This is a genomic window from Kordiimonas sp. (genome assembly GCF_048260245.1).
Lineage (GTDB): Bacteria > Pseudomonadota > Alphaproteobacteria > Sphingomonadales > Kordiimonadaceae > Kordiimonas.
In genome coordinates, this window is record NZ_JBLXGZ010000037.1 from 1 (window position 1) to 20,876 (window position 20,876).

General features: G+C 57.1%; 22 protein-coding genes. 7 read left to right on the forward strand and 15 right to left on the reverse strand.

The window, feature by feature from the left end:
* Positions 1–1,037, reverse strand: a 1,037-nt coding sequence (locus ACN0VM_RS15230) for an exo-alpha-sialidase (protein WP_417451757.1), incomplete at its 3' end; no start/stop codon positions are given.
* A 162-nt stretch (positions 1,038–1,199) separates the two neighbouring features.
* On the opposite strand from ACN0VM_RS15230, the gene ACN0VM_RS15235 reads away from it, so the two are divergent.
* On the forward strand, positions 1,200–1,763 hold the full coding sequence (locus tag ACN0VM_RS15235; RefSeq protein WP_417451758.1) for an NnrU family protein: 564 nt from the start codon (positions 1,200–1,202) through the stop codon (positions 1,761–1,763).
* A gap of 391 nt (positions 1,764–2,154) precedes the next feature.
* Positions 2,155–3,612, forward strand: coding sequence for a flavin-containing monooxygenase (locus ACN0VM_RS15240; RefSeq protein ID WP_417451759.1), 1,458 nt, complete (start codon positions 2,155–2,157; stop codon positions 3,610–3,612).
* Positions 3,613–3,690: 78 nt separating this feature from the next.
* Here ACN0VM_RS15240 and ACN0VM_RS15245 read toward each other — a convergent pair whose 3' ends face one another.
* From ACN0VM_RS15245 to ACN0VM_RS15290, 10 genes are all read right to left on the reverse strand, one after another.
* On the reverse strand, positions 3,691–4,029 hold the full coding sequence (locus ACN0VM_RS15245) for a hypothetical protein (protein ID WP_417451760.1): 339 nt from the start codon (positions 4,027–4,029) through the stop codon (positions 3,691–3,693).
* A 10-nt stretch (positions 4,030–4,039) separates the two neighbouring features.
* Entirely contained in the window at positions 4,040–5,395 is a 1,356-nt protein-coding gene (gene tolB / locus ACN0VM_RS15250; protein ID WP_417451761.1) for a Tol-Pal system beta propeller repeat protein TolB, read from the reverse strand.
* 12 nt (positions 5,396–5,407) lie between these two features.
* A complete protein-coding gene (locus tag ACN0VM_RS15255) occupies positions 5,408–6,298 on the reverse strand; it encodes a hypothetical protein (RefSeq protein WP_417451762.1) in 891 nt (296 codons plus the stop codon).
* Between the two features lie 38 nt (positions 6,299–6,336).
* Positions 6,337–6,777, reverse strand: coding sequence for a protein TolR (tolR, locus tag ACN0VM_RS15260; RefSeq protein WP_417451763.1), 441 nt, complete (start codon positions 6,775–6,777; stop codon positions 6,337–6,339).
* Entirely contained in the window at positions 6,777–7,508 is a 732-nt protein-coding gene (tolQ, locus tag ACN0VM_RS15265; protein WP_417451764.1) for a protein TolQ, read from the reverse strand. Before tolQ ends, tolR begins: the two co-directional genes overlap by 1 nt.
* Positions 7,509–7,547: 39 nt before the next feature.
* On the reverse strand, positions 7,548–8,027 hold the full coding sequence (locus ACN0VM_RS15270; RefSeq protein WP_417451765.1) for a thioesterase family protein: 480 nt from the start codon (positions 8,025–8,027) through the stop codon (positions 7,548–7,550).
* Positions 8,024–9,073: a Holliday junction branch migration DNA helicase RuvB gene (gene ruvB, locus ACN0VM_RS15275; RefSeq protein ID WP_417451766.1), complete on the reverse strand. Its 1,050-nt coding sequence runs from the start codon at positions 9,071–9,073 to the stop codon at positions 8,024–8,026. Before ruvB ends, ACN0VM_RS15270 begins: the two co-directional genes overlap by 4 nt.
* On the reverse strand, positions 9,070–9,693 hold the full coding sequence (gene ruvA / locus ACN0VM_RS15280; protein ID WP_417451767.1) for a Holliday junction branch migration protein RuvA: 624 nt from the start codon (positions 9,691–9,693) through the stop codon (positions 9,070–9,072). Before ruvA ends, ruvB begins: the two co-directional genes overlap by 4 nt.
* On the reverse strand, positions 9,690–10,187 hold the full coding sequence (gene ruvC / locus ACN0VM_RS15285) for a crossover junction endodeoxyribonuclease RuvC (protein WP_417451768.1): 498 nt from the start codon (positions 10,185–10,187) through the stop codon (positions 9,690–9,692). The genes ruvA and ruvC overlap by 4 nt, the downstream gene beginning before the upstream one ends.
* Positions 10,188–10,275: 88 nt before the next feature.
* Positions 10,276–11,028, reverse strand: a complete 753-nt coding sequence (locus ACN0VM_RS15290) for a YebC/PmpR family DNA-binding transcriptional regulator (RefSeq protein WP_417451769.1) — start codon at positions 11,026–11,028, stop codon at positions 10,276–10,278.
* A 200-nt stretch (positions 11,029–11,228) separates the two neighbouring features.
* Here ACN0VM_RS15290 and ACN0VM_RS15295 point away from each other — a divergent pair, with 200 nt between their 5' ends.
* Positions 11,229–11,669: a GFA family protein gene (locus ACN0VM_RS15295; RefSeq protein ID WP_417451770.1), complete on the forward strand. Its 441-nt coding sequence runs from the start codon at positions 11,229–11,231 to the stop codon at positions 11,667–11,669.
* On the opposite strand, the gene ACN0VM_RS15300 is transcribed toward ACN0VM_RS15295, so the two are convergent.
* A complete protein-coding gene (locus ACN0VM_RS15300) occupies positions 11,666–12,736 on the reverse strand; it encodes a Kelch repeat-containing protein (protein WP_417451771.1) in 1,071 nt (356 codons plus the stop codon). The two genes, ACN0VM_RS15295 and ACN0VM_RS15300, sit on opposite strands and share 4 nt — an antisense overlap.
* 211 nt (positions 12,737–12,947) lie before the next feature.
* Here ACN0VM_RS15300 and ACN0VM_RS15305 point away from each other — a divergent pair, with 211 nt between their 5' ends.
* Positions 12,948–13,328: a DUF4112 domain-containing protein gene (locus ACN0VM_RS15305; protein WP_417451772.1), complete on the forward strand. Its 381-nt coding sequence runs from the start codon at positions 12,948–12,950 to the stop codon at positions 13,326–13,328.
* A 40-nt stretch (positions 13,329–13,368) separates the two neighbouring features.
* Here ACN0VM_RS15305 and ACN0VM_RS15310 read toward each other — a convergent pair whose 3' ends face one another.
* Positions 13,369–15,183: an ATP-binding cassette domain-containing protein gene (locus tag ACN0VM_RS15310; protein WP_417451773.1), complete on the reverse strand. Its 1,815-nt coding sequence runs from the start codon at positions 15,181–15,183 to the stop codon at positions 13,369–13,371.
* Positions 15,184–15,326: 143 nt separating this feature from the next.
* On the opposite strand from ACN0VM_RS15310, the gene ACN0VM_RS15315 reads away from it, so the two are divergent.
* The 3 genes from ACN0VM_RS15315 to ACN0VM_RS15325 all read left to right on the forward strand — a co-directional run bounded on the left by ACN0VM_RS15315 (position 15,327) and on the right by ACN0VM_RS15325 (position 18,037).
* Positions 15,327–15,863, forward strand: coding sequence for a PH domain-containing protein (locus ACN0VM_RS15315; RefSeq protein ID WP_417451774.1), 537 nt, complete (start codon positions 15,327–15,329; stop codon positions 15,861–15,863).
* A complete protein-coding gene (locus tag ACN0VM_RS15320; protein ID WP_417451775.1) occupies positions 15,856–17,412 on the forward strand; it encodes a PH domain-containing protein in 1,557 nt (518 codons plus the stop codon). Before ACN0VM_RS15315 ends, ACN0VM_RS15320 begins: the two co-directional genes overlap by 8 nt.
* A 133-nt stretch (positions 17,413–17,545) precedes the next feature.
* Positions 17,546–18,037: an outer membrane beta-barrel protein gene (locus tag ACN0VM_RS15325; protein WP_417451776.1), complete on the forward strand. Its 492-nt coding sequence runs from the start codon at positions 17,546–17,548 to the stop codon at positions 18,035–18,037.
* 74 nt (positions 18,038–18,111) lie between these two features.
* Here ACN0VM_RS15325 and ACN0VM_RS15330 read toward each other — a convergent pair whose 3' ends face one another.
* Together ACN0VM_RS15330 and ACN0VM_RS15335 are read right to left on the reverse strand one after the other, a co-directional pair.
* The gene (locus tag ACN0VM_RS15330) at positions 18,112–20,358 is read right to left on the reverse strand and encodes a molybdopterin cofactor-binding domain-containing protein (RefSeq protein WP_417451777.1); all 2,247 of its coding nucleotides are present in this window, start codon (positions 20,356–20,358) and stop codon (positions 18,112–18,114) included.
* Positions 20,355–20,825, reverse strand: coding sequence for a (2Fe-2S)-binding protein (locus tag ACN0VM_RS15335; RefSeq protein WP_417451778.1), 471 nt, complete (start codon positions 20,823–20,825; stop codon positions 20,355–20,357). The genes ACN0VM_RS15330 and ACN0VM_RS15335 overlap by 4 nt, the downstream gene beginning before the upstream one ends.
* Between the last annotated feature and the right edge of the window lie 51 nt (positions 20,826–20,876).

Genomic DNA, 20,876 nt, shown 5'->3' on the forward strand with positions numbered 1-20,876 from the left:
TGCATGTCGGCCCCGCCTGCACGCATAAGATAGGCGCGGTCGAACATCTGCCCGTCTCCGCTCAGGCTTACCACCAGCGGGAAGCGCGCCTTGTTGCCATTGGGGTTGCCAACACGAAAGACCGAGCCGTCCGGCAGGTTGCCTGCGCTTTGTTTGGTGCGCGCATCGGGAAAGGGTGACAGCGCGGGTGTTGTCCATGTTTCGCCCCAGTCATGGCTGATGGAGGCCAGGGTTTGAAAGCTGCTCATCTGGTCGCGGAAGATCATCACCACCGCGCCGTCCGGGCGCACAAACAGGCTGGGCTCCAGTTCGCGGCTCACCGTGCCGTCCGATGGCAGGTTTTCCATGGTGCCACGTGTCCAGCCATCTGTCGCCAGCGGGCTGTCGGTGTAATAGGGTGCGGCGGTCAGGCTCGGCGCTACATGAAACGCGCCGATGATACGGCCGTCCGCCATACCATGCGGGTCCTGCTCTATCACGCCCGGCACGGGTTTGCCGCCTGCCCCCAATACAGGCCGGGGGGCAGACCAGCTTTCGCCGTCTGTGCTGATGATATATTCCGCATGGCCTTCGCGCAGACCATCTTCCCAGCCGGGCCAGACATTGATGAAGGCAACAAGGGTCTCACCGTCTGTCCACCAGCCGCCGCTGGTGACAAGGCTGCCCTGCCGCGCCCGGGCTAATACGGCGGGTGGTGTCCACGCCGCCGGGTCACTGGCACTGGCCGAGGCGAAGACCACATCCGTGTCTGGCGCGTCTTCATCCCGTGCGGAGGACTGCCACTGAACATAAAGCCTGCCTTGGAATGATGTCACCACCGCCCCGTGGTTATAGTGGTTTTCTCCGGCGGTCGGGGCAAACACGGTAAATGTCTCCAGCCCCGGTGCACGCGTCAGCCCCAGGGTATCGGCTTGGCCTGCATCAAACAGCCCGCTCTCTACGCTTAGGAGTGGTGGAGCGGCCACAACAGACGCTGCTGGAAACACAACCATGGCGAACAAAACCTTCATGGCTTTTAAAAAACAGGTTTTTACCATTTGCGACCTCTCTCTTGCTGCTGCAATGCTATCTTCCGGAAAGACAAGCGTCTACACAAGGGTGACGCCGCCATTGCGAGTTGTGGCAAGCTGTCACTTTACCGATACAGCTCAAAGGGGGTATGCTCCTTCCAAGCCAATATATTGCGGGGAGACACTGTCATGGCCATTTTACTGTTGGGACTGGCACTTTTTATGCTGGTGCATTTTGTGCCGGTTTTCATGACCGGGTTTCGTGCGTCACTGATGGGCAAGCTGGGGCGAAACCCATATCGCGGGCTGTTTTCCCTGCTGATCCTTGGCTCACTTTACCTGATTTATCTTGGCTGGACCTCAACCGCCGTTTCGCTGGTGTATACGCCGCCCATGTGGGCGTTCCACGTTACGCCGATTTTGGTGCTCATCGGCTTTATCCTCTTTTTCGCCAGCCAGGCGCCCACCAACATCCGACGCATGGTACGCCATCCGCAGTTGATGGGCGTGGCCTTCTGGGCAGCCGGGCACCTGCTCGCCAATGGTGAAAACCGTTCCCTGCTGTTGTTCGGCGCGTTTCTGGTTTGGGCCATCGTTTCCATGCTCGGCAGTAACCGGCGTGACGGTGTCTGGGTCAAGCCGCCCAAACAGTCGCTGCTCAAGGATATTGTTACTGTGGTGATCGGCGCTGCGCTCTATGTCGGGTTTATCGCCATCCACGAGTGGCTGATTGGCGTGAGCCCCATGCCTTAATGCTGCTGGCCAGGCGTTATATGATAAGGCGCCTTTACGTTTGGTTCCTGATGGCGCTTGCCAGTGCGCCTTTGGCGCAGGCGGACTCACGCCCTCACCTGCCCCCCTTAACCGAGGAAAACCCGCCGCGATAGAACAAGGTAAAGCCGCCGACATCTGTGGCAAGATCGCACCAAAACTTCACCGCGAAACCACGCTGCACAGATTTGGCACAAAAACCGGCTTTTCCTGCACAAACCCTGCACGGATCTTGCCCGGATCCTGCACAGTTTTTAGCCTTTTTTGCACACTTTCAGGCCGTTTGCAGGGCAACCGATTTGCCTTTTGCGTTTTCGCCCACATTTTAATCTATATAATTAAAATCAGCAATAACGCGCATGAGGGGGATAACATGCTGCAACGGGACAAAGCGCCATCCATTGCTATCATCGGAGCAGGCCTCTCCGGCCTTTGCATGGCTATTCGCCTGAAAGAAAACGGTTTTTCCAATTTCACCATTTTTGAAAAAGCCGGGGATGTCGGTGGCACGTGGCGTGAAAATACCTATCCCGGCGTGGCGTGCGATGTGCCCAGCCACCTCTATAGCTTCTCCTTCGCCCCCAAACCTGACTGGAGCAAGGTTTTCTCCCCCGGCCCTGAAATTCAGGAATATATCCAGCAGGTTACCGAAAAATATGACCTGCGGCCCCATATGCGTTTGGGCGCCAAGCTGACCGGCGCCGAATGGTTGGACGGTAGCTGGCTACTGGCTTTTGAAAATGGCGACAAAGTCCGCGCCGACTATTTCATCAGCGGCATGGGAGGCCTGCATATCCCGCGTTATCCAGATATTCCGGGTATGGAACGATATAAGGGAACCGCCTATCACACCGCAGCCTGGAACCATGACCACGACCTGACGGGCAAGCGTGTGGCGGTGATCGGCACCGCTGCCAGCGCCATCCAGCTCATCCCTGAAATTGCGGACAAAGTCGCCCACCTCGATGTTTACCAACGCACGCCAAACTGGATTTTGCCCCGGCCTTTCTTGGAATATTCAGACCGTATGAAGCGGCTTTTCGGCCGCTTGCCGCTGTTGGAAAAACTGCACCGCTTGCAGATATACCTGATGTTTGAAATGCGCTTCCCGCTGTTCCGACGTGATAAATTCTTCTCCCGACGAGCCAGCAAAATGTTCACCAAGCATCTGGAAGAACAGGTAAAAGACGAAAGTCTTCAGGCCAAGCTGACGCCTGATTATCCCATCGGCTGCAAGCGCATTCTCGCCTCCGACGTCTATTTCCCCGCCCTGCAGCGGGACAATGTTGAGCTGATCACCGACCCTATCACCAGCATGGACGAGAGCGGCGTCACAGCGGGCGGCACGCACCGCGCGGTCGATACCGTCATCTATGCTACCGGCTTCAAACCGTGGGACCAGATGGAAGATGTCACCATCACTGGCAAGGACGGCCTTGACATGCGGTCCTATATGAAAGGGGGCATCCGCGCGCACCGCACCGTTGCCATGCCGGGTTTCCCTAATCATTTCATGCTGTTGGGGCCAAACAGCGGGCTTGGGCACAATAGTGTGATCCTCATGATCGAGGCGCAAGTGGGCTATATCGTCGATGCGCTCAGGCAAGCCCGCGCCGGTGGCGCCAAGGTGGTGGAAGCAAGAGCCGACGCCGCTGACGCTTACGATAAAAAATTACAGCACGACCTTGAAGGCACCGTCTGGGCCGGTCATTGCAAAAGCTGGTATCAGGGCGAGGATGGCCGCATTTATACGCTGTGGCCCTGGGGTACCCGGCGCTACATGCGGGAGATGAAACGGGTAAACCTTGCTGAATATGAGTTAACTTCTTAAAATTTTATGTAAATTCAATAAGTTAGTAAGGCATAGCATTCAGTGAAAAAGGCCGCACTTCTGCGGCGCGAGCGAGAATTATTTCACGAAGACCTTGATATCGCCCTTCGCATCCTCCGCCACACCTCGGATGAGCGGGTTTTTGTGCACCGTACAAGCGTCCAGCACCGGCAGCACTTTCTCGAGGTCCAGCTTGCGTTCAAGCCGCGCCAGGTGCCCAAGGCACTGGATGGCAACACGGGCAACATTCTCACGCGGGTCGTTCACGAAGCGCAGGCACTGATCCTGCACCCAGCGCCAGTCTGTGTCTCCCTCCACGGCACCAAGCAGGCCGTAGACGATCTTTTCCTCGTCACCGGAGAGAAGCATCTCTCCGGCGGCGGTTTTGTCCAAGGGCTTGAACGCCTCGTACTTCAATGCCTTGCCCCTAGCGGGTGGTGACAGGCAGCGGCGGGGACCATGCCGGGTCACTGGCATCAAACGGGGTTGGCACCTGCCGCTCGTTATAACCTGTGAGATCAACCGACCACAGGCTTGGCTTACCGCCACTACCGTTGGAGTTATATGGCGGCGTACGGAAGAACATCAGCACCCGGCCGTTTGGCGACCATGTCGGCCCTTCATCCTGATAGGCGTCCGTGAGCAGGCGTTCGCCAGAGCCATCAGGGCGCATCACGCCAATACGGAACTTGCCGTCGCCGATTTTGGTAAAGGCGATGAGGTCACCGCGCGGCGACCACACAGGCGTTGCATACCGGCCCTTGCCAAAGCTGATACGGTGCACGTTCGAGCCATCCGCATCCATTACATAAAGCTGCTGGCTGCCTCCCCGGTCGGAGTTGAAAACAATCTTGCGGCCATCCGGCGAATAGCTTGGCGACGTATCAATGCCCGGGTCATCGGTCAGACGCCGTTCGCGCCGTGTGCGCAGGTCCATGACGTAAACGTCAGAATTGCCGTCGTCCGCGAGGCTCATGACCACATTATCCCCGTCAGGCGAGAAACGCGGCGAGAAGGTCATGTTAGGGAAGTCACCCAGCACCTCGAACTTGTTCGACAAGATGTTAAACAGATACACGCGCGGACGATCGTTGAAGTAACTGAGGAAGGTAATTTCCTGTCGGTTTGGCGAGAAACGCGGCGTCAGCACCAGATAGCTGCCATCGGTCAAAAACTGCTGGTTTGCGCCGTCCTGATCCATGATCGCAAGACGTTTTTTACGGTCCAGCGGCTCGCCCTGCTCTGCGATATAAACGATACGAGTGTCGAAATATCCTTCTTCACCCGTGAGCCGGCTATAGATACGGTCAGAGATCACATGCGCAGTCCTGCGCCAGTTGGAAACCGGCGTGGTGTAACCCACACCTTCCATCTGCGCTTCTGCCACCACATCCCATAGTCGGAACTCAACGCGCAGGTTCCCGTTTGGTAGCATCTCAAGCCGGCCAGTCACCAGCGCCTGAATGCCCAACGGCCGCCATGCCGCAAAACGCGGACGCGTGGGCGCGGCGGTAATTTTTTCAATGAAGGCATTCTGGTCGATGGAGCGGAAAAGCCCAGTGGAGACAAGGTTTGAGGTAATGACCTGACTGATACTGGCGCCAATGTCCGACAGTTTACCGGTTGGCGTTTCAATATCCTCAACAGGAGCAAATTCCGGTACGGCTATCGGCACCGGGTTTACCGTGCCCTGGTTGATGTCTACGGTCAATTGCGCCTGAGCGGCACCCGCGATGCCGCCAAGCAACAATAAAACCACTGCACATATGCGTCCAATCAACATGCCTATCCCTCTTTATCCACCCATGAATGACTTCGGGTTGAAATTGAAAATAATCTCGTTTTCGCCCGTCTCGCGAATATAGTCGCTTGCTTCGCCATAAGGCGCGCAAAGCTGCACCGCACGGCGCGCACTTTCAGCGAATACACGGTAAAAGGCGCGGTCCGGGTCGTTCAGGTCACCCGCATTCACATATTGCGGTTGCCCCATGATGCTGCCGTCACTTGCGAGGCGCACACTAACATTCACCTGCATGTTCTGCACCCCTTTGGCGCCTGCCGGGATATTCCAGCAGCGATACACTTTCTGCTGCAAAGCCTGCATCAGGGTTGCCGTTGCGATCTTGCCCCGAAGCCCGGCGAACATATCCGTTTTAGGCTTCTCTGCCTTTGGCTCAGGTTTCTTTTCTTCCTGTTTTTTTTCATCAACCTTGGCCTTTTCCTGTTCCTCTTTCGCGGCCTTGTCGATCAATGCGGCAATGTTACGGAACTTGGACGGCGGCTTCGGCTTGGACTGCGGCACCACTTGCGAGCGCAATTCCATGCGTTCTGTCACCTCAGGCTTGGGCTGCGGCTTCGGCTCTGGCTTAGGCGGTGTAGGTTTACGCTTTGGTTTGGCTTCCGGCAGGGGCACGACCTCAGCGGCCGCAGCCGGCGCAGGCTCATTCTGCGCATAATTCGGCTTCTGTTCCTCAACCGTTTCTTCCTGCGCCACATCCTCTGGCTCAGGCTCGGGTGCCACCACCCTGTTCTGTTCGGCAATCTCTACAAACTCAATCGAGATTGGCGGTGGCGGCACGTCGCGGTCCCTGGCGAGTTGTGGGAGGCCAATAAGCGCCGCCAGCGCCACCCCGATATGCAGGGTGGCGGACAGTACCCAGCCAAGCTTCTCACTTTTAAAACGCATGCCTTACATTACTCGTTAATTCTGGGTCAGCTCTAGCGTCAGTTCTGGTCCGCGATCAGGGCAACCTTGGTATAACCCGCCCGGTTAATTGCGCCGATCACCGCCATCACCCGGCCATAATCAAGCCTTGTGTCGCCCCTGATATAAATGCGAGTGTCACGGCTGGCACCTGCTATCGCCTCAAGGCGCGGCACGAGTTCCTCCATCCTCACTTCAGTGTCGACAAGAAATATGGCGCCTTCATGATTGATGGATATCTCAAGTGGTTTGCTGTCCTGCGGCAGCGACTTGGCCGCCGCCTTTGGCAGGTCCACCGGCACACCTGCTGTCAGCAAAGGGGCTGTCACCATAAAGACAATCAGCAGCACCAGCATGACGTCAACAAAGGGCGTGACGTTGATTTCTGCCAGCGGCTGATAACGCCCGCGCCGCCTGCGTGCGCCGTCGGGGCGTCCGCCAGAAGTGACTGTCGCCCCCATTAGTGGCCCCTCTCGTCAAGCTGGCGTGACAGGATGGCGGCAAACTCGTCCGAGAAACCCTCAACCCGGCCCGCATAGCGGCCCAGGTCGGTAGAAAGCTTGTTGTAGCCAATTACGGCCGGGATGGCGGCCACAAGGCCAAGGGCCGTTGCCAGCAGTGCCTCGGCGATACCCGGCGCCACGGTTGCGAGCGACGTATCACTCGCGACAGCGATGGAGGTGAAGCTGTTCATGATGCCCCAGACCGTGCCGAACAGGCCGACAAACGGCGCGGCGGAACCGATGGTGGCCAAATAACCAACTTGACCCTCGAGCCGGTCCATCTCCCGCGTGGTGGTTACGTGCATGGCTTTATAAACCCGGTCCTGCACTGTTACTTTATCAAGGCCCGAGGTACTGGCACCAAGGCTGCGCTGCCATTCCCGCATCGCGGCCACGAACACTGCGGCCAGCGGATGGCTAGGGGAGCCCTTCAGCGCTGTGTAAAGCTCATCAAGCGACTGGCCAGACCAGAAGCGGTCCTCAAAATCGTTGGCCTTGCCCCGCGCTTCCTTGAGCCGCGTCCAGGTATTGAATATAATCGACCAGCTCCAGAGGCTCGCGGTCAACAGCATGATCATGACAAATTGCACGATGAAATCGGCCTGCATGAACATGCCGATGATGGAGAAATCAGGCGCATTACCGCCAAGCTGTACCGCTTCCACCCCTTGCACGATTTGATCTTGCATCAATGTCTCCCTGCCTCTCTCGCTTTTGTTCCTCGGAACTTAGGTATTTTTGCCCGCTGCTGCGGCATCATCCATCCACTTCTGCCAACAAATTCTGGCAGAATTAGGCCAACGTCGCGGCCTGCCGTCACGACCGATAATGGCGACCACAAGGTCAGCCTCGGCAACCAATTCACCCTCGCGCGTAATCCATTGCCGCACCTCAATGGCTGCTGCGCGCACGCGCCTAACCATGGAATGCCCGATCAGCACGTCACCCACCTTGGCCTGACGCTGGTATTTGATGTTGATGCCGGATACCACATAAGTGAGCGGCCCGCCTTCTTCTTCAGGCAAATCAAACAAGTGGTTCACGTCCGCCGCACTGTCACGAATGCTTTCGGTGCGCACGCGCTCAAAAAAGCTGACATAGCGGCCATGATAGACCATGCCGCCCACGTCGGTATCTTCATAATAGACCCGGATCGGGAAGTGAAAGATGCCGTCTTTCCATTCGCCCTTGGCGATTGTACCGGTCATTTGGTTCCTCCGAGCATATCCATCTGCGCGCCACCGCTGCCTGTGGGTGGCGGTGCAAGCCCCAGATGCTTCCAACCGTCAGGCGACAGCATGCGGCCACGCGGCGTGCGCTGCACCAGCCCAACCTGCATCAGGTAGGGTTCGATAATATCTTCAATTGCGTCACGCGGTTCCGACAGTGCGGCAGCCAGTGTCTCAACCCCCACCGGTCCCCCCGTATAGGTGACGCCGATACAGTGCAGGTACCGACGGTCCATGGTATCAAGGCCGAGGTTATCAACCTGCAGGCGCGTGAGCGCTGCATCTGCCGCCACAGCGTCCACCACAGCGCGCTCAGCCATCAGGGCGAAGTCACGCACCCGGCGAAGAAGCCGTCCGGCGATACGCGGTGTGCCGCGCGACCGTGCTGCCACCTCACGCGCACCGTCTTCGCTCAGGTTCAGACTGAGGAGCCGCGCTCCCCGGCGCACCACCTCTGTCAGCTCTGCAGTGGTATAAAATTCAAGCCTCGTTGGGATACCGAAACGATCTCGTAGCGGCTTGGTGATCAGACCCGAGCGCGTGGTCGCACCGACAAGGGTAAACTGCGGCAGGTCAATGCGCACCGACCGCGCCGCCGGGCCTTCGCCGATGATCAGGTCGAGCTGGAAGTCCTCCATCGCGGGGTAGAGCACTTCCTCCACCGCCGGATTAAGCCGGTGAATTTCGTCAATGAACAGAACGTCGCGTTCCTGCAGGTTGGTCAGCAGTGCCGCGAGATCCCCCGCCTTGGAGATTACAGGGCCGCTTGTTGCGCGGAAATTGACGCCCAGTTCACGCGCGACGATCTGCGCCAAAGTGGTTTTGCCAAGGCCTGGCGGGCCAAAAAACAGCACATGGTCCATCGCTTCAGCGCGCGCCCGTGCCGCACCAATGAATACTTCAAGGTTTTCGCGCGCCTGTTCCTGCCCGATAAATTCCTTGAGCGTCTGGGGCCTGAGGCCGACATCAAGCGTATCGCCCGTGCCCTCTGCCCCGCTTACCAGCCTGTCATCCTCATCGCTCATAAGCTACTCAATTCCTTCAGCGCAGCAGGCACCAGCGCGCCAACATCCGCGCCCTCGCCCAAGTTACTGGCGGCCTTCGCCACCGCACCGTGCGCCTCAACCGGCTTATACCCCAGGTTCACAAGCGCCGAGATAGCGTCCTCTATCGCGCCACTGCTGGCTGGTGCCTGTGCGCCACCAGCAGCGGACATCTGCACCCCTTTGGGCTGGAACACAAGGCCGGTGACCTTGTCTTTCAGCTCATTGACGATGCGTGTGGCGACCTTGGGTCCAACGCCCTTGGCACGGGCCACCGCCGTTTTATCTTGCGCCGCAATCGCGTTCTGCAAGTCAGTGGGTGACAACACTGACAGGATAGCCAGCGCCACCTTTGCCCCCACACCCTGCACCGACGTCAGCAGGCGGAACATGTTGCGCTCAGCCACTTCAGCAAAACCGAAAAGTGTGATGGCGTCTTCGCGCACCACGGTTTCCACGTGCATCTGCACGGCTTCACCCCGCGACGGCAGGCCAGAAAGTGTGCGCGAAGAGCTGTGCACAAGGTAGCCGACACCGGCGACATCAACAATCAGCCAGTCGTCCCCGACACTATCCAGAATGCCTGTCAGTTTGGCGATCAACGGTATGCTCCCCCCATGTTTTTCATCGTGGTCATATGATGCGCATGGCAGATGGCAACTGCAAGGGCGTCTGCGGCATCCGGGCCATTTATTTTAACCCCCGGCAGCAGCACCCGCACCATGGCGTCCACCTGTTCCTTACCGGCATGGCCAACACCGACAACGGATTTTTTCACATGGTTGGGCGTATATTCCGCAACACTGAGTCCGGCGCGGGCCGGAACCAGCAGCGCGATCCCCCGCGCCTGCCCAAGCTTGAGCGTGGAAGTGGGGTTTTTATTGACGAACGTTTCCTCAACCGCGCAGGATTCAGGCTGCCACTCGGCCAGCACTTCTTCAAGTCCCTCGGCCAGTTCTACAAGGCGCTCAGCGAGGCTTTTTTTACTGTTCGACGTAACGGTGCCATTGGCGATATGGCGCAGGTTTGTGCCGACACTTTCGACAATGCCCCAACCGGTTTTCTGCAACCCTGGATCAAGCCCCAACAGCCGCATATGCGCCGCCCCTCTCCCGAAAACATCCGATAAAAATAAAGGCCCGCCCGCGATTCTAACCGGGCAGGCCTTTGTTGTGGCTTATGGTTTATTCAGCGTCAAGCTCGGCAAGCACTTCATCCGGGATATCATAGTTCCCGAACACAGTCTGAACATCGTCATTATCCTCAAGCGCTTCGGTAAGCCGCATGACTTTCTCGGCGCCGTCTTTATCAAGCACGATGGGCTCTTTTGGCTTCCAGATCAGGTTGGCGCTTTCCGGCTCCTTACCCAGCGCTTCGGTGAGCGCAGAGACAACGGCGTGCAGGTCCGCCGCGTCGGTATAGACCGCGTGACCGTCATCGTCCGATTCAACTTCGTCCGCGCCGGCTTCAAGTGCGGCTTCAAACATCGCGTCAGCGCCAGCCGCGTCAGCCGGGTAAATAATCTCACCCACGCGGTCAAACATGAAACCGACCGAGCCGCTTTCGCCCATGTTGCCGCCCGCTTTACCAAAGATGGTGCGAACGTCAGAAGCCGTGCGGTTGCGGTTGTCGGTCAGCGCCTCAACAATGATGCCAACGCCGCCCGAGGCATAACCCTCATAGCGCATTTCATCATAGTTTTCAGCGTCACCGCCCGATGCCTTGGCAATCGCACGCTCGATATTATCCTTCGGCATGGATTGGGCACGCGCCGTAGATACGGCGAGGCGAAGCCTTGGGTTACTGTCAATGTCCTCACCACCCATCTTGGCTGCAACCGTGATCTCGCGGCTGAGCTTGGAGAAGATTTTGGACCGTTTTTTATCCTGCGCACCTTTGCGGTGCATGATATTCTTGAACTTGGAATGGCCTGCCATGGTTACCCTCTGCAGCTTATCCTTAAAATTGATGTTTTATTCTTGAATGCCGCATGAGGCTTGGGCCCCAGCGTCAGTTGGCCCTCTTATTAACAGATTTAAAGCACTTGAACAGGGGGAAGTTGGTATTTTACCGCTACAAAGCGCGCCTTTGTTATGCCAAGCTGGCGCGCAAACAAACCGATTGGCGGGAGACGACTATGCAAAAACTGGTAGGCGGCTGCTATTGCGGCAACATCAGCATCCGGATGCAAACGGAAAAAGACCCGACAACATTGACACCGCGCGCCTGCGACTGCGGTTTTTGTGAGGGCCACGGCGCGGCCTGGGTGTCGGACCCCGACGCGCATCTGGAAATTGAAATCCAGAACGAGGCCGCCATCAATCTGTTTGAACAGGGTTCAAAATCCGCCCGTTTCTGGCTGTGCCAACGCTGCGGCGTACTGACGTGTGTGACTTGCGACGTAGCGGGTGAACGGCGCGCGGCGGTGAATGTGCGCGCACTCAATGACCGCGCCAGCTTCCCTGCCCCCACAAGCGTCTCGCCCAAGACCTTGTCAAAGGACGAGAAGCAGGTGCGCTGGGCCGATGTATGGATCAAGGGCGTGACCGTGAAAGACTGCTGGGATGTCGGTCTCTAGCGGCAGGTTGTGACCTTGCCGTACACGGACGCCACACCGTCTGTCACTTTCTGCCCTTCGGTCAACCCGCCAACCGTAATCCAGTCACCATTCCACTGCATGAGGCCCCTGTGGTCCATCGTGGCAATGGGCTTGTCCGCGTAAGCCACCCAGTTATCCCGCTCAAAGTCCCATGCGAACACATGTTTCTGCGGCTTTGACGGCTCACCGTTATAGCCAATGCCGTTATAATTATAAGCGTTGGGCGTGCCGCCGACAAACAGCACACGGTTGCCTTGCACGTCCCCCTCCCCGCCCATGCGGTAATGGCCTCGGCCCGGCAGTTGCGGCAAACGGCGATAGGTAATAGTCGATGGATCGTCCTCGTCGATAATACCCATCCAGCCCTCATTTACAGTGTCGAACTGGCGCTTGCCTGTTGCGTCATGCCCCACAACCGCGACACCATCCGCGATCACAAAGCGGTTGCCCACAATGCCGCCCGCGTGGCCAAACACCGGGCTACCGGGGTAATCAGCGGCCTTAAACCAGCGATCTTCTGCGGTGTCATACACCTGCACGTCCCGCACGTTGCCCTCATTGTGCCAGCCAGAGACGATATAGATGTACCGCGCGCCATAGACGAAGCTGACGGCGTCGTCCACCGGGGTCGGCATGTCAGCGATGCGGATATAGCTAAGGGTTTCAGGGTCAAAGGCGAAATTCTCAGGCTCGGAAACCTCACCACCATCTTCGGCTACGCTATAGCCGCCAAATATATAGAGCTTGCCCGAAAGCGCCTCCGCCGTAGCGGCCAGACGCCCTCCCGGCACTGGCAGGTCTGGCAGCCGCGTCCATGTGACATCGCCAGCCTTATACATATAAGCTTTGCGCGATGTATCCCGCCATGTTTTGCCGCCCCTGAGCCCAACAACACTGAACAGGGTGTTGGTGCCACCCACCATGGTGGCCGCAACAGCATTGTTGGTGTGTGCTTCCGGCAGTACAGGCACACAAGTGCCTGCATCGGCAGCCGTCGCGGCCAGCAACGCTAGCATCGCAACAAATCCCACTTGGCTTACACGCATTTCACACCCTTTCGCTTTTGCAGGCTCTTTGTCCCGGCGCTTTTATGCATAACTATGTACGGGCTGCTTGGCTATTTTGAGGCAGGCAGTATTGCGCTGATCAGCCCGCCGCCCTTGCTCCGCCCTTGTTATCAAACCGCATTTCGGTGAGAATGCAAGCAACAGCAATAGGGCAGCGCTCAATGGCTCTACAAAACCTGGGGGACGCGACATGACGGAGAGTGGCCACAACCGTCTGACAGACAGGGACCGCAAACGTGCACAGCGCATATACCGTCTGGCGCGGCTTCTCGACAGCCAGTTCAACATCCCCGTCGTTAACATCCGTATCGGGCTTGACAGTATCCTTGGTCTAATCCCCGGCGCGGGCGACACCCTCTCAGCGCTCATATCCGCCTATATTCTTTTTGAAGCGAGACGGCTGGGCGCAAGCCGCAAGGCCTTACTGAAAATGCTCGGCAACCTTGGTCTCGACTGGATTATCGGCTCCATCCCCTTGATCGGCGACATCTTCGACATCGGTTTCAAGGCTAATCTGCGCAATATAAAATTGCTGGAAGATGAACTGGGCGTCTCGCTACAGGACGTTTAGGCGCAGCCATATTAACGGCCTGTACCAAACGCTTAAAGGCCTAACCGCCGAGGTTTTCCCGCATTTCCTCAAGTTCAAGCCAGCGCATTTCTTTCTCATCAAGTGTGTCGCGCATGACCTCAAGCTCCTTGGACAGCGTACTGAAGCGGTCGGGGCTTTTGGCATAAAGCTCCGGGTCCGACAGTTCCGCTTCCTTTTGCGCAATTTTCATCGTCAGCGTCTCAACCTCGGCTGGCAACTGATCCAGCTCGCGCTGGTCCTTGTAGGAAAGCTTGGCAGTTTTTTTCTTTGGTGCGTCGGCAATGTTCCTGACCGAAGCTTTCGACTTCTCTGCGCGGACAGGCGCTTCAGCTTTTTCCGTTAACGCCTTGAGCGCCTTATAGTCGGAATAGCCGCCGGGATATTCGGTGGCTGTGCCGTCGCCTTCCATGACGATGGAACTGGTGACCACACGGTCAAGAAAGTCCCGGTCGTGGCTCACCAGAAGGATGGTACCCTTATAATCGGCCAGCACTTCCTGAAGCAGGTCGAGCGTGTCCATATCAAGGTCGTTGGTCGGCTCATCAAGGATCATCAGGTTCGACGGCTTGGCGAAATTGGACGCGATCAGAAGTCGGTTACGCTCCCCACCTGAAAGGGCATGCACCGGCGTATGTGCAACGCTTGGGTCAAACAGAAAGTCCTTGAGGTAACTCATGACATGCTTGCTTTCGCCGCCAACAAACACCCACTCACCGCGGCCGCCTGTCAGCACATCCATCACCGTCATGTCTTCCTTGAGCGCGGCACGCTTCTGGTCGATCAGGATCGTCTCAAGGTTAGTGCCGAGCTTCACCGTGCCACTATCGGGTGCCAGCTCCCCGGTCAGCACCTTAAGCAGGGTCGATTTACCGACCCCGTTGGGGCCAATAATGCCGATACGGTCGCCCCGGTTAATGCGGATGCTGAAATCCTCAAACAGGGTACGGCCGTCGTAGCTTTTCGAGATTCCTTTGGCCTCAATCACCCGCGTGCCGGAGCGGTCCGCACCCGCGAGCGAGATATTCACCTGGCCCGTCGCCTGCACCGTGTTGCGGCGGTCCTTGCGCATGTCATGAAGCCGCCTCAGCCGCCCCTGGTTCCGGGTGCGCCGGGCGCTGATACCCTCAACCGACCAGCGGGTTTCTTCCTTGATCACCTTGTCCAGCTTCTTCAGCGCATCGGCTTCCTCGGCATAGACTTTTTCCTGCCATTCCTCAAACTTGGCAAAGCCGTCATCAAGCCGCCGCACCCGACCACGGTCAAGCCAGAGGCAGGCGGTTGCCAGATTAGCCAGAAACGCCCTGTCGTGGCTGATCAGCACCATGGCGCCGCGCCAACCCTTGAGAAACGCCTCAAGCCACTGGATCGTATTGATATCAAGGTGGTTGGTCGGCTCATCCAGCAGCAACAGTTCCGGTTCGCCGATCAGGGTGCGCGCAAGCGCCGCACGGCGCATTTCACCGCCGGACGCTGTATCCGGCGACGCATCACCTTTGATGTCGAGGTCTTCTATCAGCACATCGGCCCGGTAATCCTGATCGCGCTCATCCTCTGGCAAACCGCCAAGGATATAATCCTTGAGGGTCACATAACCGGATGCATCAGGCTCCTGCGGCAGATAGGCAATGCGGCTGCCGGGTTGTACCCAGCGTTCGCCACCATCGGGCTCAATGATACCCGCGATCACTTTCAGCAGCGTCGATTTACCGGTGCCATTGCGCCCGACAAGGCACAGTCTGTCTGTGGTGCCGATATGCATTTCAAGGGCGTCAAGCACGGGATTGGCACCCCAATGCAGATAAATTTCCTTGAGGCTGAGAATTGGTGGCGCCATGATTGCCCTTCGTTACGGTGGCGGGTGACAAAAAATCTGTCACCCTTGCGATAGGCCCGCCTTATACCCAAGTATGGGAAAGACGTTCAAGCCCTGCCTTCGGTGAAAGTGGGGATTTATACCAAGCCGTGAGGGGGAGAGGCATGGCGGACACAGATTTCAGTACAGAACTGCTGAAGTACGATGACCTTCCGGATAGTCAAGAGATTGAGTTTGAGCCGCTGGATAAGCACCGGGCGCTGATTCTGACGCTCATCGGCCTTGCAATTTGGGCCGCCGTGACCACAGCCTGGATCATTGTCAAAACACTGGCCGATATCGAAAGTTCATTGGTCCCGGGCTTCCTTCTTTACATGCTACCGCTTATTGCCCTGCCCTTCATCATTATCCTGACACGGCAGTCAGCGGCGCATTGTGGCTATGCGGTACGGGCGCAGGACGTGCACTACCGGCACGGTATCATCTGGCAAAGCGAAACGTCGTTGCCGTTCAACCGTATCCAGCACGTAGAGGTGGAGCGCGGGCCGCTTGAGCGCTTCTACGGTCTCTCCACGCTCAAGTTTTTTGCAGCGGGCGGCGGCAGTGCAGACCTCACCATCCCTGGCCTACGGGATGCAGACGCCACAAGGCTTCGCGCCTTTATCCTTGAAAAGGCCGGAGCAGACTGCAGCGATGAGTGATGCAAGCGCAGAGACATCAGCTCCCGACAAGCTGGTCAACGAGTGGCAAAGGCTATCGCCGGTGTCCATCGTTTATTTTGTGCTTTCGTTCATTATGGGCTTTGCCAAACACGGCATACAAAACGCCGCGATCTTTGGCGGTATCTTCTTTTTCTCCGGCGGCGACAATCGGCTGTCAGTTGCGATACTCGTGGTAACAGCGGCCCTCGCGCTATTGCTTGCCGCCTCCGTGCTCAGTTACCTGAATTTTCGCTTTCGCATCAATAAAAACGCCTTTCTGATCCACAAGGGGGTGATCAATAAAAAACGGCTCACCCTTTCCTTTGACCGCATCCAGAATATCGCCCTGAAGGAGCCAGTGTATTTTCGCCCCTTTGGCTTGGTGAACATGGCGCTGGAAAGCGCGGGTTCCGCAAATGAAGAAGTCAGCCTTGCCGGGATTGACCGGCGCCTGGCGGAGCAACTTCGGCAAAATGTCCTCGGCGCGCCGCAATCCGCATCACATGGCAGCGAGCCCGAGGCCGTAAAAACGGATAACAACGCCGAGCCGCCTCAAGGCCTGATCCATCATCCGATCGGCGAACTGGTGCGCTATGGGCTGAGCAATAATAACGTCTGGGTATTCGCCGGCCTTGCGGCAGGCGCCATCAGTCAGGTCGATGAAAAAGTCGGCGCGCTGATCAAGGACTGGCTCTATGTACCGGAGAGTTATATCGCGTCACACAGCACGGGCGCGGTCGCCGCTGTTTTCGCAGGTGTCGCCGTGTTGGTCTTGGCTTTGTTGCTGCTTGGGTCGGTGCTTGGGGCCATTGTCATCTATTATGATTACCGGCTCAGTTTCTCAGACGACCGTTTTCACCGGCTAAAAGGCCTGTTCGAACGGTCCGAGACCAGCTTGCCCCGGAATAAAATTCAAGCGCTCGGCATAGCACAGCCGTGGACTGCGCGCCTGATGCACCGAAGCCACCTTACCCTGAAACAGATCGGGTTTGCGGCGGGATACGACCAGCCTGATACTGGCGCCAAGCAGACAAAATTCATTATTCCCAGCATGACCGACACCCAGATTGAGGCGCTTCTGGCAAAGCTCTACCCTGACCTTGTTTGGGGCAGTGTGCAATTCACCCCCATCAACAAGCTTTATTTGAGACGGTTGTTCTGGCTGGATTTCATGCTACCCTCCACAGCTGTAGCCGTTCTGCTGGCGCTGATTGCCACGCCCTGGTTGCTGCTGCTGATGGCCATACCGCTTATTTTGTATCCGCTGTTGCGGCTCAGGTACCTCAAATATGGCTACTGGACCAACGGTAAATATATCGCTGTGCGGCGAGGCCTTCTTGGCCATAATTTGGTCGCTTTCCCAATCTACAAGGTACAAGACTTTAAGATCAAACGGACACCCGGCCAACGCCGGAAGGGCCTTGCAACGCTGGTGATCAAACTGGCTGGTCATAAAGTGAGCATTCCCTATATTCCGTATAGGACAGCGCTTGTCTGGCGCACCAGAACATTGCACACACTGGCTACCGACCACACCCCATGGATGTAGCAAAAAAGTCACACACTTCAATAGCTTAAAATAAATACCAAATGCCAATTGACTTCGTTTTCAGAAGCATTATGTATCCGCGGCGACCGGCAAAGACCGGCGTTTAAAAAACCTAACCACGAGGATACAGAGAATGAAAAAGACACTTCTGACAGCGACAATTGCAGCCACCCTGCTTGGCGCAGGTGCGGCTAACGCACAAGATCAAAAACACTTTGACGGCTTCTACCTTGGCGGTGAATTCGGCCACACCTTCAGCGACGGCTCCGACGACATCTATTATGGCGCCGTAGGCGGCTACCGCAAGCAACTGGACAGCAACCTTGTTGTCGGCGTTGAGGGTACGTTCGGAAACGCCGACATCCAATATCTTGACCACATCTGGACCGTGAACGGTACGGTCGGTTACGCGTTTGGCGCCGAAAAACGCGACCTCATTTTCGGTGGTGTTGGCTATGTGAAAGCCAAAGCGTCGGCAGCTGGCTATACCGAAACCGGCTCCGACATCAGCTTTATTGCAGGCTATGAGCGCGCCATCGGCGACAACCTCTCGCTGCGCGTAAAAGCAAACGTATATGGCGACGACACTGTTGTGCCAAGCCTTGGTGTTGCCTTCCGTTTCTAAGGCAGGGATAACAAGCAAATAAAAAAGGCGGCCCAATCCCCAGGGCCGCCTTTCTTTGTTTATACTCACACGCGTCAGGCTGTGAGCTGATGCCCAATTGGCAGACGCCGAATGCGGTTGCCCGTGGCCGCGAAAATAGCGTTAGTGATCGCAGGTGCCACAGGCGGTACGCCGGGCTCTCCCACACCGCCCGGCACGCCGGTCGTCTCCAGTATTGCCACTTCTACATGCGGGCTTTCCTCAATGCGGCACACCGGATAGCCGTCAAAGTTACTCTGCTCAATGCGGCCATCCTTGGCGGTGATCTGACCATGCAGGGCTATGGATGTACCAAAGACAACAGCGCCCTCCATTTGCGCTTTCACCCGGTCTGGATTCACGGCTAGGCCACAGTCTGCCGCCACCCACGCGCGTGGCACCGACAGACGGCCATCGTCGCTGACGACGACCTCCACCACATTGGCAACATAAGTGACGAAGCTGCGGTGGACCGAGATGCCGAGGCCATGACCTTTTGGCATATCCTTACCATACCCGGACATCTCAACCGCCTTTTTGAGCACAGCTTTCAAGCGCTTGGTATCAACCGGATGCCGGTCCAGCGTTTCACCATAGTTGAAATAGTCTGCACCATCCTTGGCCGGATCGATCATGCGGTCCGAGCCTATAAGCTCCAACCACATGTCATCTGTTCGTTTACCTGCCGCCTTAGCCAATTCGTCGACGAACGACCCCAGTGCAAACGCATGCTGGATATTGGTCACCGAGCGCATCCATCCAATGCGGACATGCCCCTTCACCCTGCCTGCATCAATTTGCAGGTTCGGTGTTTCAAAGGGCATATCAAGAAGACCAAGCCCCATTTCAAGCGCAACCGGGCTTTCGGTACTGGGGTCGAAAATCTCGAAGATCGACGGGAAAACTGTTTTGTGTTTCCACGCAGTTACCGTGCCGTCTGCTTCCAGTGCGCCTTTCACGCGCTGGGCCGAGATGGTGTGATAATAGCTGTGCTGCACATCGTCTTCACGGGTCCAGACCATTTTCACCGGCTTTCCCACATGTTTGGCGAGGATCGCAGCTTCGGCAGCGAAATCCGGTTTGGATTTGCGACCAAAAGCGCCGCCCAGCAGCGTGGCTTCAACATGCACCTGTTCAGGCTTCAGGCCCACGTAGGGTGCAACAGTGTTCTGCACTGATTGCGGATCCTGACAGCACACCCACATTTTGAGTGCGTCGCCGTCCCATTCCGCTGTTGCCGCCGGTGGTTCCATAGGCGCATGGTGCAGGTGCGGCACAAAATAGTCTGCTTCCACCACACTCGCTGCTTCTGTGAGCGCCTTGTCCGCATCACCGCGCTTGAGGTGGTTCACATCTTCGCCGTCGATAGCTTGCCACAGGGTCTTTTCATACTCAGTGGTGTCATATCCGCTGTTGTCACCCGCTTCAAATTCAGGTGCGGCGGCCTCAAGGCCTTTTTTGGCGGCGTAAGTATTGGTCGCGAGCACCGCCAGGCCACCGAGCGGCTTGAACATGATGGGTTTTTCCATCGCTGGCAGCTCAACGACGTCCACCACACCACTGACCGCCATCGCGGCCTCTCGGTTATAGCCCGTAAGCTTGCCACCAACCACCGGCGGGCGTTTTGCCACAGCATATAGCATGCCTTCACGGCGCACATCCTGACCAAACTGGCTGGAGCCAGTGACAAATTCCTTCATATAGATATTACGCACAGGCTTGCCGATAAACCGGCGGTCTTCCTTAGCCCTGTAGGCAACCGACGAGGCATCCGGTACTGGCAGCTCTGCCGCTGCGGCGACAAATTCGCTATAGTCTGCGGACGTGCCCGTCACCTTGTTGTGAAGGCGGTGTTCTTTAGCCATCACCTGATCGGCTGACACACCCCATTTCTCAGCGGCAGCCTGTTCCAGCATCATACGCGCAGCGGCACCCGCGTGGCGGAAGGTGTCATAGAATTTACGGATCGAGGTCGAACCATCGGTGTTCTGGTCACCAAATTTCTGGTCGCCAAAAGCGGCAACAAAGTTGATGCGGTTCCAGTCAGCGTCCAACTCATCGGCGATGATCTGCGGCAGACCAGTACGGCTACCCTGCCCCATCTCAACACGGTGGATATAGATATTCACCGTACCGTCTTCGCTGATGGACAAGTAGTTGGTTGCCTCCAGCATGCCGGAGGCTTTTTTGATCTCGGCCATCAAACCTTTGGAGACAAGCGGGGCTGTCAGCACAAGGCCACCCACAATACCGGCGCCCTTAAGCACGCCTCGGCGAGAGACATTTTCAACCATACGGGTCATAGCTTGCCTCCCTTGATTTTGCCGTCAGCGACATCGCGGATGGATTTTTTGATGCGCTGGTATGTTCCGCACCGGCAGATATTCCCCGACATGGCCATGTCGATATCTTCATCCGTTGGATTTGGGTTATCTGCAAGCAAGGATGCCGCTTGCATGATCTGGCCCGATTGACAATAGCCGCATTGCGGCACGTTGTTTTCCGCCCATGCGATTTGTAGCGCATGCAGCATGTCACCGGTGCCGAGCCCTTCGATCGTGGTGATCTCGGTGCCGCTTACATCGTCCATCCATGTCTGGCATGAGCGAACCGCCATACCGTCCACATGCACAGTGCATGCACCGCACAGGCCCGCTCCACACCCAAATTTGGTGCCGGTCATGCCTGCGAGATCGCGCAAATACCAAAGAAGCGGCATCTCACCGTCGCCATCATAGCTCACGGTGCGGCCGTTAATCTTGAAGTCCATGGGTCTTCCCCTCACTTGTCCTGACAGTATGTCAGGGAGTATAGCGCGAGG